This is a genomic window from bacterium (assembly GCA_016703265.1).
Classification (GTDB): Bacteria; Krumholzibacteriota; Krumholzibacteriia; order LZORAL124-64-63; family LZORAL124-64-63; genus CAINDZ01.
In genome coordinates this window covers 377649-393952 of the sequence record JADJCK010000003.1, presented here as the reverse complement: position 1 = coordinate 393952, position 16304 = coordinate 377649, and the positions used below count along the sequence as shown (strand labels likewise).

The 16304-nt window shown below is 66.9% G+C and carries 14 protein-coding genes; all 14 read left to right on the top strand.

The window, feature by feature from the left end; genetic code table 11:
- Positions 1 to 298 precede the first annotated feature (298 nt).
- The 14 genes from IPG61_05910 to IPG61_05845 all read left to right on the top strand — a co-directional run bounded on the left by IPG61_05910 (position 299) and on the right by IPG61_05845 (position 16266).
- Entirely contained in the window at positions 299 to 778 is a 480-nt protein-coding gene (locus IPG61_05910) for an NADH-quinone oxidoreductase subunit A (protein ID MBK6733613.1), read from the top strand.
- A 47-nt stretch (positions 779 to 825) separates the two neighbouring features.
- Entirely contained in the window at positions 826 to 1386 is a 561-nt protein-coding gene (locus IPG61_05905; GenBank protein ID MBK6733612.1) for an NADH-quinone oxidoreductase subunit B, read from the top strand.
- A 12-nt stretch (positions 1387 to 1398) separates the two neighbouring features.
- Positions 1399 to 2040, top strand: coding sequence for an NADH-quinone oxidoreductase subunit C (locus tag IPG61_05900; protein ID MBK6733611.1), 642 nt, complete (start codon positions 1399 to 1401; stop codon positions 2038 to 2040).
- Positions 2041 to 2042: 2 nt separating this feature from the next.
- A complete protein-coding gene (locus IPG61_05895) occupies positions 2043 to 3242 on the top strand; it encodes an NADH-quinone oxidoreductase subunit D (GenBank protein ID MBK6733610.1) in 1200 nt (399 codons plus the stop codon).
- Between the two features lie 32 nt (positions 3243 to 3274).
- Positions 3275 to 4297 (top strand): NADH-quinone oxidoreductase subunit NuoH, encoded by a 1023-nt coding sequence (gene nuoH, locus IPG61_05890; protein ID MBK6733609.1) that lies wholly within the window; start codon positions 3275 to 3277, stop codon positions 4295 to 4297.
- Positions 4298 to 4363: 66 nt separating this feature from the next.
- On the top strand, positions 4364 to 4870 hold the full coding sequence (locus IPG61_05885; GenBank protein MBK6733608.1) for an NADH-quinone oxidoreductase subunit I: 507 nt from the start codon (positions 4364 to 4366) through the stop codon (positions 4868 to 4870).
- Entirely contained in the window at positions 4867 to 5391 is a 525-nt protein-coding gene (locus IPG61_05880) for an NADH-quinone oxidoreductase subunit J (protein ID MBK6733607.1), read from the top strand. The genes IPG61_05885 and IPG61_05880 overlap by 4 nt, the downstream gene beginning before the upstream one ends.
- Complete coding sequence (gene nuoK, locus IPG61_05875) at positions 5388 to 5696, top strand: NADH-quinone oxidoreductase subunit NuoK (GenBank protein ID MBK6733606.1); 309 nt, start codon at positions 5388 to 5390, stop codon at positions 5694 to 5696. Before IPG61_05880 ends, nuoK begins: the two co-directional genes overlap by 4 nt.
- Positions 5697 to 5712: 16 nt before the next feature.
- Entirely contained in the window at positions 5713 to 7980 is a 2268-nt protein-coding gene (gene nuoL, locus IPG61_05870) for an NADH-quinone oxidoreductase subunit L (protein MBK6733605.1), read from the top strand.
- Between the two features lie 36 nt (positions 7981 to 8016).
- Positions 8017 to 9513 (top strand): NADH-quinone oxidoreductase subunit M, encoded by a 1497-nt coding sequence (locus IPG61_05865; protein ID MBK6733604.1) that lies wholly within the window; start codon positions 8017 to 8019, stop codon positions 9511 to 9513.
- 28 nt (positions 9514 to 9541) lie between these two features.
- Positions 9542 to 11077, top strand: coding sequence for an NADH-quinone oxidoreductase subunit N (locus IPG61_05860; protein MBK6733603.1), 1536 nt, complete (start codon positions 9542 to 9544; stop codon positions 11075 to 11077).
- 78 nt (positions 11078 to 11155) lie between these two features.
- A complete protein-coding gene (locus IPG61_05855; GenBank protein MBK6733602.1) occupies positions 11156 to 12823 on the top strand; it encodes a cation:proton antiporter in 1668 nt (555 codons plus the stop codon).
- Positions 12824 to 13522: 699 nt separating this feature from the next.
- Positions 13523 to 15856 carry a hypothetical protein gene (locus IPG61_05850; protein ID MBK6733601.1) on the top strand — a complete coding sequence of 778 codons (2334 nt, stop codon included), beginning with the start codon at positions 13523 to 13525 and terminating at the stop codon, positions 15854 to 15856.
- 140 nt (positions 15857 to 15996) lie between these two features.
- Positions 15997 to 16266 carry a hypothetical protein gene (locus tag IPG61_05845; protein ID MBK6733600.1) on the top strand — a complete coding sequence of 90 codons (270 nt, stop codon included), beginning with the start codon at positions 15997 to 15999 and terminating at the stop codon, positions 16264 to 16266.
- The last annotated feature ends 38 nt before the right edge of the window (positions 16267 to 16304 follow it).

Genomic DNA, 16304 nt, shown 5'->3' with positions numbered 1-16304 from the left:
CATCGTGAGCCCTCGCGCCAGTGTCGACGCGTGCTGAGGACGACGCGAAATGTTCGATGCGCTTCTCATTCTCAATGTTCAAAGACGGAGAATCATGCTTCTTGCCGCGGATTGGCGCACGACGGTGTGCGACCGATCCCGTCGCGTTTCAAGGCGACGGATTCAATTCTTGACACCTAACGGACCGACTTATCTAATTTGCCGCGAGGTTGTCGGCACATCGACAACCTCGTCCGTGACAGCCACCGGCGCCGGACCCGGGTCGTCCGCTCACCACGAAAAAACCGGGAAAAAGCCCATGAATCTGCCGCATTTTCTCGGGGTCGTCAGCGGTGTCCAGGAACACTTCGCGACGGTCCTGATCTTCGTGCTGGTCGGGTTTGTTTTCGCAGGGATCGCGCTCGGCGTGGCGAAACTGCTGCGGCCGAGCAATCCGAGCGCCGCCAAGATGACGACGTACGAGTGCGGCGAAGTGGCCCGCGGCTCGTCGTGGATACGCTTCAACGTCCGCTTCTACCTCGTCGCGCTGTTCTTCATCGTCTTCGACGTGGAGATGATCTTCCTGCTGCCGTGGGCCGTCGTGTTCCGGCAGCTGATGCCCGTGCCCGGATTGGGCGCCATCGTGTTCTGGGAAATGATCATCTTCCTGGCGATCCTCGCCGTGGGTCTGGCCTACGTGTGGGGCAAGGGCGATCTCGACTGGGTGAAGAAGCTGACCGACCGCTCCGGTTCGAGCGCCTCCGACGGCGCCGCGGAGGAGGAGGTCCCCGCACCTTGAGTACGCATCCCGTGCCGCCCACCGGCTACGACGTCGGCCGCGAGCAGATGCTCGACTTCAAGGTCGACGAGCAGCTGCTGCAGGTGGTCGAGACCGATGCCAAGAACTTCATCCTGACGACCGTCGATGAGGTCTTCAACTGGGCGAAGCTGTCCAGCGTGTGGCCCGTCACGTTCGGCCTGGCGTGCTGCGCCATCGAGATGATGGCCACGTCGGCGTCGCACTACGACATCGACCGCTTCGGCTCGGGCGCCTTCCGCGCCACGCCGCGGCAGGCCGACCTGATGATCGTCTCGGGCACCGTCACCTACAAGATGGCCACGCGCCTCCGGCTGATCTACGACCAGATGCCCGAGCCGAAGTGGGTCATCGCGATGGGCAGCTGCGCCATCGGCGGCGGTCCCTACTTCAAGTACGGCTACCACGTCGTCAAGGGTGTCGACTTCATCGTGCCCGTCGACGTCTACGTGCCCGGCTGCCCGCCGCGCCCCGAGGTGCTGCTGGACGGGCTGATGCGCCTGCAGGACAAGATCCGCGGCCGCAAGGGGCGCTTCATCACGCCCAAGTGGGTCACCGACTACGCCAAGCTGATCCCGTACCGGAAGTAGAGAGGTCCGCGCGTGGAACAGAACGCGATCTACGAACTGCTGGCCGCTCACGTGGGTGACGGCGCGCTGGGCTTCACCGAGCACCCGCTCGAGCCCTGGGCTGCGCTGGCGCCGGCGAAGGTCCTCGAGGCCTGCCGCTTCCTGCGCGACGACCCGCGACTCGGCTTCGACCAGTTGATGTGCCTGAGCGGCATCGACTGGGACGGCCTGGACGAGGCGGGCAAGGGCAAGTCGGTGGCCATCCTCGGCTACGGCGACGACGGCCAGCCCGAGAAGAGCGACCGCGTGGCCACGGGCGACCTGGGCGTGGCCTACCACCTCTACAGCCATGCCCTGAAGCACAAGTTCACGCTGCGGGTGCGCTTTGCGCGCGACGCGGCGACGGTGCCGACCGTGAGCGCCGTGTGGTCGACCGCCTCGTGGCACGAGCGCGAGGCCTGGGACCTGCTCGGCATCACCTTTGCCGGTCATCCGGATCCGCGCCGCATGCTGCTGGAAGACGACTGGGTGGGGCACCCGCTGCGCAAGGATTACGTGATGCCCAGTCTGTGGAACGGGGTGCCCCTGCAGGGGCAGCCGTACTGCGCCAACCCGTTCCCCGTCGAATCCGGCGGTCCGGACCAGCCCGCGGGCGACAAGCCCGCCGAGGGATGAGCATGGCGAACGAACCGACCAGGGTAAAGGGCACGGGCGCCGTCTCCAGTCGCGGCTGGCACGACCAGGACCACGTGCCCGGCATCAAGAGCGAGCTGCTCGAGCTCAACATGGGCCCGCAGCATCCCGCCACGCACGGCGTGCTGCGCCTGCTGCTGCAGACCGACGGCGAGATCGTCTACAAGGTGACGCCGGTGCTCGGGTACCTGCACCGCTGCGCCGAGAAGATCGCCGAGGGTGTCACGTACAAGCAGTGGGTGGTCTACACCGACCGCTTCGACTACCTGGCGCCGATGTGCTGCAACCACGCCTACGTGACCGCGGTCGAGAAGCTGATGGGGCAGGAGGTGCCCGAGCGCGCCGAGCACATCCGCGTGGCCGTGAGCGAGCTGTCGCGTATCGCCAGCCACCTGATCGCGCTGGCCACGTTCGGCCTGGACATGGGCGCCTGGACGCCGCTGCTGTACTGCTTCCGCGAGCGCGAGGAGATCCTCAACCTGCTCGAGCGCATCTCGGGCGGGCGGATGCTGTACAACTACATGATCCCCGGCGGCGTGCGCTACGACGTGCCGAACGACAACTGGGTGGCCGACGTGCTCGACTTCGTCGACCTGATGGAGCACAACAAGCTGCCCGAGTACAACACGCTGCTGACCTACAACAAGATCTTCATCGAGCGCACGGCCGACGTCGGCATCATCGACGCGGCGACGGCGCTGGACTACGGCTGCACCGGCCCGGTGCTGCGCGGCTCGGGCGTCGACTTCGACTGCCGCCGCGACGATCCCTACTCCGTGTACCACAAGTTCGACTGGCAGGTGCAGGTGGGGCGCGGCGAGATGGGCACGGTCGGCGACTGCTGGGACCGCTACATCGTGCGCGCGCGGGAGATCGAGCAGTCGTGCCGGATCATCCGGCAGGCGCTGCAGCAGCTGCCCGAGGGGCCGTACACCAACATCGCCCTGAAGGCCCTGGTCAAGGTGCCCGCCGGCGCGGCCTACACGCGCGTGGAGAGCTCGAAGGGCGAGCTGGGCCACTACATCATCTCCGACGGCGGCCAGACCGCGTTCCGCAACAAGGTGCGGTCGCCCTCCTTCTGCAACCTGCAGGTGGTCGAGAAGGTGGGCGTGGGTCAGATGGTCTCGGATCTCGTGGCCCTGGTGGGGTCGCTGGACATCGTCCTGGGGGAGATTGACCGCTGATGCAGCTCCTTTACGACTTCTTCACCGGCCAGATGGGCCTCGATACGACCGGCGCGAACATCTCGGTGGCCTCGCTCATGGCCGTGCTGATGTTCACGGTGATGGCCCTCTGCGCGATCATCTTCACCTGGATGGAGCGCAAGGTCGCCGGCTTCATGCAGAGCCGCTACGGTCCGATGTACACCGGTCGCTGGCACGGCTGGGCGCAGGCCGTGGCCGACATGCTGAAGATCCTGGGCAAGGAAGACATCATCCCGGCCGAGGCGGACAAGGGCCTGTTCAAGTTCGCGCCCATCCTCGTGCTGCTGGGTTCGCTGCTGGCCTGGGCTGCCATTCCCTGGGCGCCGGACTTCGTGGCCGCCGACCTCGACCTGGGCCTGTTCTACATCTTCGCCGCCAGCAGCCTCGTCGTGATCGGCATCCTGATGGCGGGCTGGGCCTCGAACAACAAGTGGGCGCTGTACGGCGCGGCGCGCGGCGCGGCGCAGATGATCAGCTACGAGATCCCGCTGGCCCTGGCCGCCGTGCCGGTGGTCATGCGCGCGGGCTCGCTGAATCCGCAGGACATCGTCATCTCGCAGCAGGGCGGCATCTGGAACTGGAACATCAACCCGATCACGAACCCGTTCCTGTTCATCGCCTTCTTCATGTATTTCATCGCCTCGATCGCCGAGACGAACCGTGGCCCGTTCGACATGCCCGAGACCGAGTCCGAGCTGGTGGCCGGCTACCACACCGAGTACACCGGCATGCGCTTCGCCTTTTTCTTCCTGGCGGAGTACGCGAACCTGTTCCTGGTCTCGATGATCGCTGCGATGGTCTTCCTGGGCGGCTGGTGGGCGCCGTTCCCGGGCATGGCCTGGATCCCGCCCGCGCTGAACTTCGTCATCAAGGGCGTGCTGCTGGTCTTCCTGAACATGTGGGTGCGCTGGACGCTGCCGCGCGTGCGCGTCGACCAGCTCATGCACCTGTGCTGGAAGGTGATGATCCCCGTGTCGCTCATCTGCGTGGTGGGGGCTGGGTTGTGGATGATGGCCTGGGGCCAGTTGAAGTAGTTCGAATTTCCCGGTACCGCGGCCCGGCCGCGCTGCCGTTCTGCCGCGAAAGGGCGTGAAGAGAAGATGGGCCAGTACTTCACGGACATCTACCAGGCGGTCAGCTCGGCGATGCAGGGCATGGCCATCACGTTCAAGCACATCTACAAGAAGCCGGTGTCGCTGCAGTTCCCGGACGAGCGCCAGGTCATGCCCGAGCGCTTCCGCGGATTCGTGCACAACGACACCGCGAAGTGCGACGCCTGCAACATCTGCGCGAAGCTGTGCCCGGTCGACTGCATCTACATCGAGGCCGAGGGCAAGGGCAAGGACCGCTACATGACGCGGTACGCCATCGACTACAACAAGTGCATCTGGTGCTCGCTGTGCACCGAGAACTGCCACACCGGTTCGATCACCATGAGCCACGACTACGACCACTCGGTCTACGACCGCCGGTCGCTGGTCTACGAGTTCATGGACCCGCGGGTGGCCAAGGTGCCGTGCCACCGCGCCACGCGCATCGAGCAGGGCTGGTGGGTCGAGCCCAAGGAAGACAAGCCGGGGGCCGGCGACAAAGGAGACGACGCGTGATCCGTGACCTGGTCTTCGTCCTGCTGGCGCTGCTGACGGTGGTGCCGGCGGTGTGGGTGGTGTTCAGCAAGCACATCGTGCACGCGGGGTTCGCCCTGCTGTTCACGCTGATGGGCGTTGCCGGACTGTATGCCTTCCTGGGGGCCGACTTCCTGGCCGTCACCCAGGTGATGGTGTACGTGGGCGGCGTGCTGGTGCTGATCCTGTTCACGGTCATGATGACGCACGTGCCGGCCGCCGGGAAGCGGCGGCACGGGCTGGACCGGCTGGTGCCGCCGGCGGTCTTCGCGGCGGCGGTGTTCGGCGTGCTCTACAAGGTGATCACGTCGGTGGACTGGCGCGCGACCGAGGTGGCCGGCAAGCCGACCACGACCGAGATCGGTACGCAGCTGATGACCAACTACATCTTCCCGTTCGAGTACGTGTCGATCGTGCTGCTGGCCGCGATGGTCGGCGCCGCGATCCTGATCCGCGAGCGTCGGCAGTCCGACGTGGACCAAGACGGGGAGGCGCAGGCGTGAACATCGGGCTGCCCCATTTCCTGACCGTCAGCGCGGCGCTGTTCGCGCTGGGCCTGTTCGCCGTGATGTCGCGGCGCAACACCGTCGCCATCCTGATGGGCGTGGAGCTGATGCTCAACGCCGCGAACCTGAACTTCGTGGCCTTTTCGCGCTACGTGCAGCACGGCATCGACGGCCAGATCCTGGCCGCCTTCGTCATCGTGCTGGCGGCCGCCGAGGCGGCCGTGGCCCTGGCCATCGTGCTGGCGCTGTACCGCAACTACGGCTCGGTGCACGCGGACACCGCGCAAAGCCTGAAGCGATAAGGGAGAACCACCGGCGATGAGCGACCAGGCCATCATCACAGCAGCATTGTCGATTTTGCTGCTGCCGCTGCTGTCGTACACGCTGACCTTCTTCTTCGGCAGGATGCTGCCGCGGAAGGGCGATTTCATCGGCGTCACGCTGATGGGTGTCGCGCTGGTTCAGGCGCTGCGCATCTTCATCGCGTTCTGGCGGATCGGCGACCCGACGCACCGCGTCGAGCAGGCCGTCACCTGGCTGGACCTGGGCGGCTTCCGCCTGGATGCCGGCATCCTCGTGGACGGCATGACCTCGGTCATGCTGATGGTGGTCTGCCTGGTCAGCTTCCTGGTGCACCTGTACTCGACGGGGTACATGCACGGCGACCGGCGGTATGAGCGGTTCTTCGCCTTCCTGGGCTTCTTCACGTTCTCGATGCTGGGCATCGTGCTCGCGAACAACCTGTTCTTCCTCTACGTGTTCTGGGAGCTGGTGGGCCTGTCGAGCTACCTGCTGATCGGCTTCTTCTTCCACAAGGCCTCGGCGGCGTCGGCCAACAAGAAGGCCTTCCTGACCAACCGCGTGGGCGACTGGGGCTTCTGGCTGGGGATCCTGGCCTTCTTCACCGCCACCGGCACACTCAACTACTTCGAGCTGTTCGCCGAGGTGCACGCCGGCGCCGTCAAGGGCCCGCTGCTGGCCTGGGCGGGCGTGGGCCTGTTCATGGGCTGCGTCGGCAAGTCGGCGCAGATGCCCCTGCACATCTGGCTGCCCGACGCCATGGAAGGCCCGACCCCCGTGTCGGCCCTGATCCACGCGGCGACGATGGTGGCGGCCGGCGTCTACATGGTGGCGCGCCTGGCGCCGCTGTTCGGCGCGCAGGCGATGCTGGTGATCCTCTACGTGGGCGCCATCACGGCCTTCATCACGGCGACCATCGCGCTGGTCAAGACCGACATCAAGCGCGTGCTCGCGTTCTCCACGCTCAGCCAGTTGGGCTTCATGGTCATGGGCCTGGGCGCGGGCGACTCGGTCAACGCCATGTTCCACCTGACCACGCACGCCATGTTCAAGGCGCTGCTGTTCCTCGGCGCCGGCTCGGTGATCCACGCCGTGCACTCGCAGGAGATGCCCGAGATGGGCGGCCTGCGCAAGAAGATGCCCATCACTTTCTGGACGTTCCTGATCGCCACGCTGGCCATCAGCGGCGTGCCCGGACTGTCGGGCTTCTACTCGAAGGACGGCATCCTCGGCTCGGTGCTGGCGTTCGGCATGACGGACGGGCACTACCTGCCGTTCATCCTCGGCATCACGGCCGCGGCGCTGACGCCCTTCTACATGTTCCGCATCGTGTTCCTGACGTTCTTCGGCAAGCCGCGCGACCACCACAAGTGGGAGCATGCGCACGAGAGCGGCTGGAGCATGGCCATTCCCCTGATGGTGCTCGCGCTGATGTCGGTGATCGCGGCCGGCATCCCCGGCAAGACGGCCGACAAGGGCTGGTTCAGCAAGTTCGCGGCACCGTACGACGTGCCGGCGATCGCGGCGAAGTACTACGTGCATGACGAGCCGGCGATGGCCCACGGCGAAGCCGCGCCGCTGCAGGTTGCGGCCCAGGCGGCGCACGGCGAGGCGATTCCTGCCGAGTCGATGCATGCAGAGGCTGTCCACGGCGAGGCCGCCCACGCCGAAACCACCCACGCCGAGCCGGTGCACGCCGAACCGGCCGCCACGCACGCAGCGGACGCCGCACACGGCACGGTGGCGGGCGAACACGGCGCTGCGCCGGATGCGCATGGCGCCGCCGCAGCCGCCCACGGCGGCGGCCACGACAGCCATGTGCGCCACACCGCGCACATCCGCGCCATGATCATGTCGATCCTGGTGGCGGCGATCGGCATCACGGCCTCGTGGTGGACCTACTTCCGCCACCGGGTCAACCCGGCCGCGCTGCAGGCGCGCCTGCCGGGCGTGCACAAGGTGCTGCAGGGCCAGTATTTCTTCGACGAGTTGTACGCCGCCACCGTCTACCGCTTCACGCGGTGGGGGGCGTCGATCTGCTCGGCCTTCGATCGCTACGTGATCGACGGCATCGTCAACGGCACGGGCTACCTGACGCGGATGGTGGCCTGGGTGTCCGGGTTGTGCGACCGCTACCTGGTCGACGGGGCGGTCAATGGAGTGGCGACCGTGCTGCAGGGTGCGGGCGAAGGCCTGCGCCGCGTGCAGACCGGCCGTATTCAGACGTATCTGGTCTACGTCAGCGCCTCGGTGCTGGTGCTGATCGTGATTTACCGGGTTCTGTAGGGACGACGAGAGAACACCCGAGAGGAGCGCCACGCAATGGGCGAGCACATTCTATCGTGGATGACCTTCTTCCCGGTCATCGGGGCGGCCGTGATCGCATTCATCCCCGGTGGGCGGAAAGAGATCATCAAGACGGTGGCGGCGGCGGCCGCAGCCGTGCCGCTGGTCCTGGCCGTACAGCTGTTCATGAACTTCGACCGGGGTTCCGCCGGCCTGCAGTTCGTGGAACACTACAGCTGGATCAAGAGCTTCAACATCGAGTACTTCATGGCCGTTGACGGCCTGAGTATGCCGATGATGCTGCTGACGGCGCTGCTCTCGTTCCTCTGCATCTTCGCCTCGTGGAACATCGAGAAGGCCACCAAGGGCTACTTCGCCATGTTCCTGATCCTCGAGGCGGGCATGTTCGGCGTGTTCTGCGCGCTCGACTTCTTCCTGTTCTACGTGTTCTGGGAAGTGATGCTGCTGCCGATGTACTTCCTGATCGGCATCTGGGGCGGCCCGCGGCGCGAGTACGCCGCCATCAAGTTCTTCCTGTACACGCTGGCCGGCTCGGTGCTGATGCTGCTGGCGATGATCGCCTTCTACCTGAACGTGAGCGACCCGGTCACCGGCGGCCACACGTTCAACATGGTCCACATGTTCGACCAGAACAACCACAGCCCCTGGCTGATGGCGACCAACGTTCGACACATGCTGTGGCTGGCGCTGTTCATCGGCTTCGCGATCAAGGTGCCGGTGTTCCCGTTCCACACCTGGTTGCCCGACGCGCACGTCGAGGCGCCCACGGCCGTGTCCGTCATCCTGGCCGGCGTGCTGCTGAAGATGGGCACGTACGGCCTGCTGCGCATCAGCTACCCCATGCTGCCCGACCAGGCCATGTGGTTCCGCTACGCGCTGGCGACACTGGGGGCGATCAACATCCTCTATGGTGCCTACTGCGCCATGGCGCAGAAGGACATGAAGAAGCTGGTGGCCTACTCGTCGGTCAGCCACATGGGTTACGTGCTGCTGGGCATGGCCGCGATGAACGAGGCGGGCATCAACGGCGCGGTGCTGCAGATGTTCAACCACGGCACCATCACCGCCATGATGTTCCTCTGCGTGGGCGTGATCTACGACCGGGCGCACACCCGCGAGATCAGCGCCTTCGGCGGCCTGGGCATGCAGATGCCCCGCTACTTCTCGTTCTTCAGCTTCGCCCTCTTCGCGGCGCTGGGCCTGCCCGGCCTGAGCGGCTTCGTCAGCGAGGCGATGATCTTCATGGGTGCCTTCCCGGCGTTCCGCACGATCACGATCATCAGCGCCCTGGGCATCATCATCGGCGCCGCCTACGTGCTGTGGATGCTGCAGCGCGTGTTCCTGGGCCCCAAGAACGACAAGTGGGACAACCTGCCCGACATCAATGCACGCGAGATGTTTACGCTGATCCCGATCGGCATCCTCGTGCTGCTGTTCGGCGTGTACCCGATGCCGGTGCTTGACCTGATGAAGGTCACCCTGAACAACCTGGTCAAGGTGGTGGCCGGCTGAGCCGGCCCCGCCCGAGGAGCTTTCCGGAATGGAACTCTTGCACGTGAAGATCCCGAGCTGGGCTGACCTGCAGTGGTGGCTGCCGGAAGCCGTGCTCTGCCTCACGTTCGTGGTCGGGATCCTGGGAGACCTGCTGGCGCGCGGCCGGCGGCCTGTGGTGCCGTTCGCCATCTCGCTGCTGGGGCTGGTCGTGGCCGGCGTTCTGGCCATGGCCGACACGAACGCGTCCATGCCTGCGGGCGGGCGCGCCATCATGGGCGACCTGGTCGTGGTCGACGGAATGGCGGTGTTCTTCCGCCTGCTCTTCCTGTTCGCCGGGCTGGCCACGGTGCTGTTCGCCTGGACCTCCGAAGAGATCATGGGCCACCGGCGCGAGAACAAGGGCGAGTTCTACCTTCTGACCGTCCTGATGACGATGGCCATGATGGTGATGGCCGAGGCGCGCGACCTGCTGATGCTCTACCTGTCCATGGAAGCGGTGGGCCTGTCCAGCTACGTGATGGCCGGCTACATGCGTACCAGCCTCCGCAGCACCGAGGCGTCGCTGAAGTACGTGATCTTCGGCGCTGTCAGCAGCGCGATCATGCTCTACGGCCTGTCGCTGCTCTACGGCCTGACCGGCTCGCTGAAGTTCGACGGCATCCGCGCCGCCCTGCTGGGCGGTGGCGGCGGCGACCCGTTCGGCCTGCTGGTGGCCGTGGTTCTGATCCTGGCCGGCATGAGCTACAAGATCGCCGCGGTGCCCTTCCATTTCTGGTGCCCGGACGTCTACGAGGGCGCCCCGACGCCGGTGGCGGCGCTGTTCAGCGTGGGGCCCAAGGCGGCGGGCTTCGCCCTGATGATCCGCTTCTTCTACTCGACCCTGGCCGTGGGGACCAACCCGGCCGCGAGCGTGACGCTGATCCAGACCATCAACTGGCCGCTGCTGGTGTCCGTGATCTCGGCCGTGACGATGACCTTCGGCAACCTGGTGGCGCTGCGGCAGACGAACGTGAAGCGCATGCTGGCCTACTCCAGCATCGCCCACGTCGGCTACCTGCTGATGGGCTTCGTGCTGCTGAGCGACGACGGCCTGGCGGCGATCCTGTTCTACCTGCTGGTCTACACGCTGATGAACCTGGGCGCCTTCTTCTTCGTGGTGGCGGTGAACAACCACCTCAAGAGCGAGGAACTGTCCGATTACGGCGGCCTGTTCTACCGCATGCACTGGACCGCTGGCGTGATGATGGTGATCTTCCTGGGATCGCTGACCGGCGTGCCGCCGTTTGCGGGCTTCGTCGGAAAGCTGTATCTCTTCATGGCAGTCATGGACCGGCAATGGTTCTGGCTGGTCATCCTCGCGGGCCTGAATTCGGTCGTCAGCCTCTACTACTACTTCCGTGTGGTGAAGGTGATGTTCTTCTCGCGGCCGCCCGAGGGCACCGACCCGGCGCCGCTGCGCCTGCACTGGCTGCAATACGTGGTGCTGGCCAGCCTGGCCCTGCCGACGGTGGCGCTCGGCCTGTACTTCGGCAAGTTCAAGGACCTGGCCGACGCCGGCATCCGCGCGATGGCGGGCGGTTGACGCCGCTTCCCGTTCGGGGCCAATGAACCGGGGCCGGCGGGCATTTGCCGCCGGCCCTTTGTCTTGGTGGAGGATTCGATGGGGATTGCCTCGGACATCGCGATCATCGTCATCGCCGGCTTCCTCGGCGGCCTGGCGGCGCAGCGGCTGCGGCAGCCGCTGGTGCTGGGCTATATCGTCGCGGGCATCGTGCTGGGGCCGCTCACCGGGCAGGCGCTGATCACGGACCAGCACCAGGTCGAACTGCTGGCCGAGATCGGCGTGGCGCTCATGCTCTTCGCGCTGGGCCTGGAATTCTCGCTGGGCGACCTGCGTCCGGTGCGCCGCATCGCCCTGGCGGGCACGCCGATCCAGATCGCGATCATCACCGTCGCGGCCGCTGCCGCCGTGCGCTTCCTGGGCTGGTCGTGGTCGGCGGCGTTGTGGTTCGGCGCAGCCGTTTCGCTGTCCAGCACCATGATCGTGGTCAAGACGATGCAGGCGCAGGGGCGCCTGGGCACGCTCTCGAGCCGCGTGATGATCGGGATGCTGCTGGCGCAGGACCTGGCCGTGGTGCCCATGCTGATCCTGTTGCCCAAGCTGGGCGGGCTGGAGAAGGGGCTGCCCGAACTGGCCTTCGCCGTGGGGAGCGCGATCGTTTTCCTGGGCCTGATGCTGGTGGTGGGACTGCGCGTGGTACCCCCACTGATGGCGGCGATCAGCCGCTGGAACTCGCGCGAGCTGTTCCTGCTGGCGGTGACCGCGCTCGGCCTGGGCGTCGGCTACGCCACCTGGCAGGTGGGCCTGTCGTTTGCCTTCGGGGCGCTGGTCGCCGGCCTGGTGCTCAGCGAATCGGAACATAGCCACCAGGCCCTCAGCGACATCATCCCGCTGCGCGACCTGTTCGGGCTGCTCTTCTTCGTCTCGGTCGGCATGCTGCTGGACCCGGCCTACCTGCGCGCCAACCTGCCGGTGGTGTTCGGCCTGGCCGCCCTGGTGTCGTTGCTGAAGGCGGGCGTCTTCGCCGGACTGAGCCGCGCCTTCGGCTACGGCAACGTCATTCCGCTGGCGATGGGCCTGACCATGTTCCAGGTGGGTGAGCTGTCCTTCGTCGTGGCGCGCGTGGGCGTGGTCGGCGGCCACCTGGACCAGGAGCAGTACTCGCTGCTGCTGTCGGTTGCCCTGGTGACCATGTTCGCGACGCCGCCGATCTCGCGCCTCACGACGCCGATCTATCGCAGGCTGCGCGCACGCGCGCCGCGCGACCCGCTGCAGACCATCAATCTCGAACCCGACACGCTGGGCAATCACGTCGTCATCGTGGGCGCCGGCACGGCGGGCCTGGCCGTGGCGCGCATGCTGGGCGCATTGGACCTGCACTTCGTCGTCGTGGAACTGGACCAGCGCCGCCTGGACGCCTGCCGGTTGTCCGGCGTGGCCACGGTCTACGGCGACGGCGCGCAGCCCACCGTGCTGGAGGCGGCGGGACTGGACACGGCGCGCCTGCTGATCGTGACCGTGCCGGCGACCGAAACCGCGCTGGCCGTGGCGCAACTGGCCCGTACGCGGCGCCCCGACCTGCACATCGTCGCGCGCGCCGACACCGACGCCTGCCGTGAGGACCTCTACGCCCTGGGCGTGTTCGAGGTGGTGCAGCCGAAGCGCGAGGCCGGGCTGGAGATCACGCGCCAGGCGCTGGCCCACCTGGGCGTAGAGGGCGCCGATGTTGCGCGGTTAGTGGAGGCGGCGCGGCGGGATGGGTGGTAGGGGGTGGGGCGTGGGCGCTTGCGCCGGCGCAAGTTCACGTGCCCGCGAGACTTGCGCCGGCGCAACTGACCGCCGGCGTCAACGCCTCCCGCAGCCTCAAGGCATCCGGTAGCGCCCAACCATCAGGGGCCGAGCGGTTCCTCCATCGGCAGCGGCGCCTTGTCTCGCACGTAGCGGTCGAACCAACAGCGCCTCGGCCATCGAGAGCGCCGCGAGCTGGGCTTCGCGTTCGGGGGCCCGTTGCCGGGCGCTGCTGCTGGTGTGGCCACGAATGTCTCCCGCTGATATGCCTGAAGTGTGGCGCGCCGGGCCTTGACCAGGCGGTCGGGCACGACGAATTCGGGGCCAGGACGCGACCACGTGGCGGTCACCCTGACTTGCGGGCCGTCGGGCGGCTGACTACGTGCGCCTGTCGCAGCAGGCCGTCGAGCTGCGGGCTCGCCGCGGACCGCGTGGTGCCTGGCGCAGCCCCGACAGCCCTCCCGCAACGACACCAGGGGGGGGCCGCAAACCGTGAACACACAAGCGGCGCGCGCCGGATGCGTGGGAGCGGATGAATCCCGAGAGGATCGCTCCTGTGTACCACCGCGGCAGATTGACCAGACCAGCGCGGTTATGGTTGAATGCTCTCTATCATCGGTGCCTGACAACGTGGTGACGCAGGCATCATGGCGGAACGAACATCGCAAGGAGATACCCATGAGACTATGGCGCTTCCTTCTGCTCACGCTCCTGATCCTCGCGACGTTGCCCGGCGTGGTCGCGGCGGGGCTCGATCCGAAGACCGACTCTATCGGCATCTACTTCGACGCCGCCGGCAACACGAACTGCGCCCCCGTGGGCATGTTCGTGCCGACGAACGTCTACCTGCTGCTGAGCAATCCCGCGGGCCCGACGAACGGCTTCGAGTGCACGCTCACGCCGGTCGGCGTTCCCTACTTCATCCTGTCGACGAACCTCGGCGCCAACGCGCTGGACGTTGACGGCTCGGCCAACGGCTTCGCCGTGGGCGCTGCCGCCAACTACCCGATCGTGGGCGGTCAGATCGTCCTGGCGACGCTGCAGGTCATGCTGCAGGGCGCGGGCGAGCTGGCGTTCTACATCACGGATGGGACCGCGCCTTCGATGACTGGCGAGCTGCCGGTTGTCACCGGCGACGGCGTGCTCCGTCGTTGCGGCGTTGCCTCGGGCAGCGTCACGATCCCGGTTGGTGGCATGAACATGTCTGTGTGTCCCCCGATCCCGGGCGACCCGCCGCTCCCGCAAGCCTACAGCATCGACATCACCGCCAGCACCGCCACGTTGCAGGACACCGCAATCCACGCGGCCTCGGCGCTGAACGCGACCGACGGCTACGACGGCGGCCTCGACGTCCCGAAGCCGACGCCGCCTCCGACCGGCTATGTGCAGGCGAGCTTCAGACAGCCGGGCTGGCCCCTGGGCCCCCGCTTCGCCGCCGACGTGCGCAGCCGATTCGACCCGCTGCTTGAGTACAAGATCTGGAACTTCATGGTCGAGACCGACCGCAGCGGAAGCGTGACCCTGTCCTTCGCGCCCGATTTCTCCGCCGGCGAAGTCGCCCACTTCTACCTGCGCGATGTGGCGACCGGGCTCTATCACAACCTGTTTCCGTCCCTGACCCATGTGTTCACGAACGACGGCCTGCCGAACACGTATCACTTCGAGCTCATCGTGGGCGCGGCTCCGATCCCACCTGTGCTCGACCCGACGAGCCGCTCCCTGCCGGTGGGCTGGTCGCTGGTCGGCCTGCCGCTGACGCCGAACGCCGGCGCCACCGTCTCCGGGCTGCTGACCGATCCCTCGCCCGGCAACGCCTACGCCTACGATTATCCGGGCGGCGCCTACCGCCTGCTCGACGGCTCGACGCCCGCGGCGCAGGGCACGGGCTATTGGCTGGCGACCGATGCCGCCTTCGACTGGTCCATGACCGGACTGCGGAACCTCGATGGGGTGACAGTGCCGCTGCGCGCGGGCTGGAACCTCGTCGGAAGCGCCATCTGGTTCACCGGGCCGCGCGAGGGCCTTCGCGTCATCTACGGCGGCAACACGTACGAGTGGCTCGCCGCCGTGCAGGCAGGCCTCGTCTCGGCATCGGTGCAGGGTTACGACTCGGCCAGTGGCACCTACATGGACGTCGCGGACCTGCGGCCCTGGCACGGCTACTGGGTCAACGCGCTGCAGACGGGGGTTTCCCTCCGGTTCTACTGGGGGCACTTCCTGGAGCTGAATTCGGGCGCGGAAACGAAGGTGCGTCTGGATCCGGATGACGATTCGTGGCAGTCGGATCTGGTTCTCGTCGACGCGGCCGGCCAGCGGCGCGCGATCACGATCGGCATGGGGACCGAGGCCACGGCGGGCTTCGACGCCATGCACGACCGGTCGCTGCCGCCCCAGTCGCCGGCCGGCGGCCCGCAGCTGTTCCTCCACCGGCCCGAGTGGGAGCTGGCGGCCGGCAACGCGATCTCGCGGGACATCGTGAACCTGAGCGACGAAGTCACCTCGTGGCGCGTCGTCGCCACCTCGCCGAACCCGGGGCGGGCGTTCCTGACCTGGGATCCGGCCGACTGGCCGGACGGCGTTGACTTCCAACTCTATGTGCCGACCGAGAACCGCGTCGCCGTGATGTCGATGCGGCGCACGACGTCGTATCCGCTGGTGCTCGGCTCGAAGGCCATCGAGGTCGTGGTCCGCACACCCGACCTCACCTCGGGCACCGACGTGCCGGGGGTGCAGGACTATGGTCTGACAGTGTCCCCGAACCCGTTCAACCCGCAGACGACCGTGGCCTTCGATCTCCCGGCAGCCGGCCGGGCCGAGATCCGGATCTACTCGGTGCGGGGCGAGCTGGTGGCCGTTCTCGGCGGTCGCCACTACGAGGCCGGGCATCACCGCGAGATCTGGGCGGGGCGTGACCGTCAGGGCCGGGATGTGCCCAGCGGCACCTACTTCGCGAGGCTCTACAGCGACAATGAAGCCCGTGGTCCCGTATCGAGGATGAGTCTCGTCCGGTAGCTGTCCGACATGACGACGCGGGCCGCCCGCCCCTCCGCCGGGAGGGAACCGGGCGGCCCGCTTGACTCCCACCGCACGCTGTGATCCAATCAACTTCACAACCATTGCCCGACATCCCGGACACCGGGAATGAAACGATCATGCGCGCTTCATGCGGAATGCTGCTCATGGCCCTTGCCTGCCTGGCCCCCCTGGGCGTGCCGGCTTCCGCCGCGGCGCAGGAGTTCACCATCGAATTCCAGTTCACGATCGGCGGCGCGACCTCCGGCTGGCACACATTCGGGCTGCGCGAGGATGCGCTGCCGGGCATCGACGCGCCCTGGATGATCCAGTACTTCGAACTGCGGCTGGATTCAAGCGTCGCGACCGGAAATTCCACGTGGGGAGGCGTGAAGGGCCTGTTCCGCTAGTCCCGATTATCGCCCTCATTCGCAAGGCGCCCCGCGCC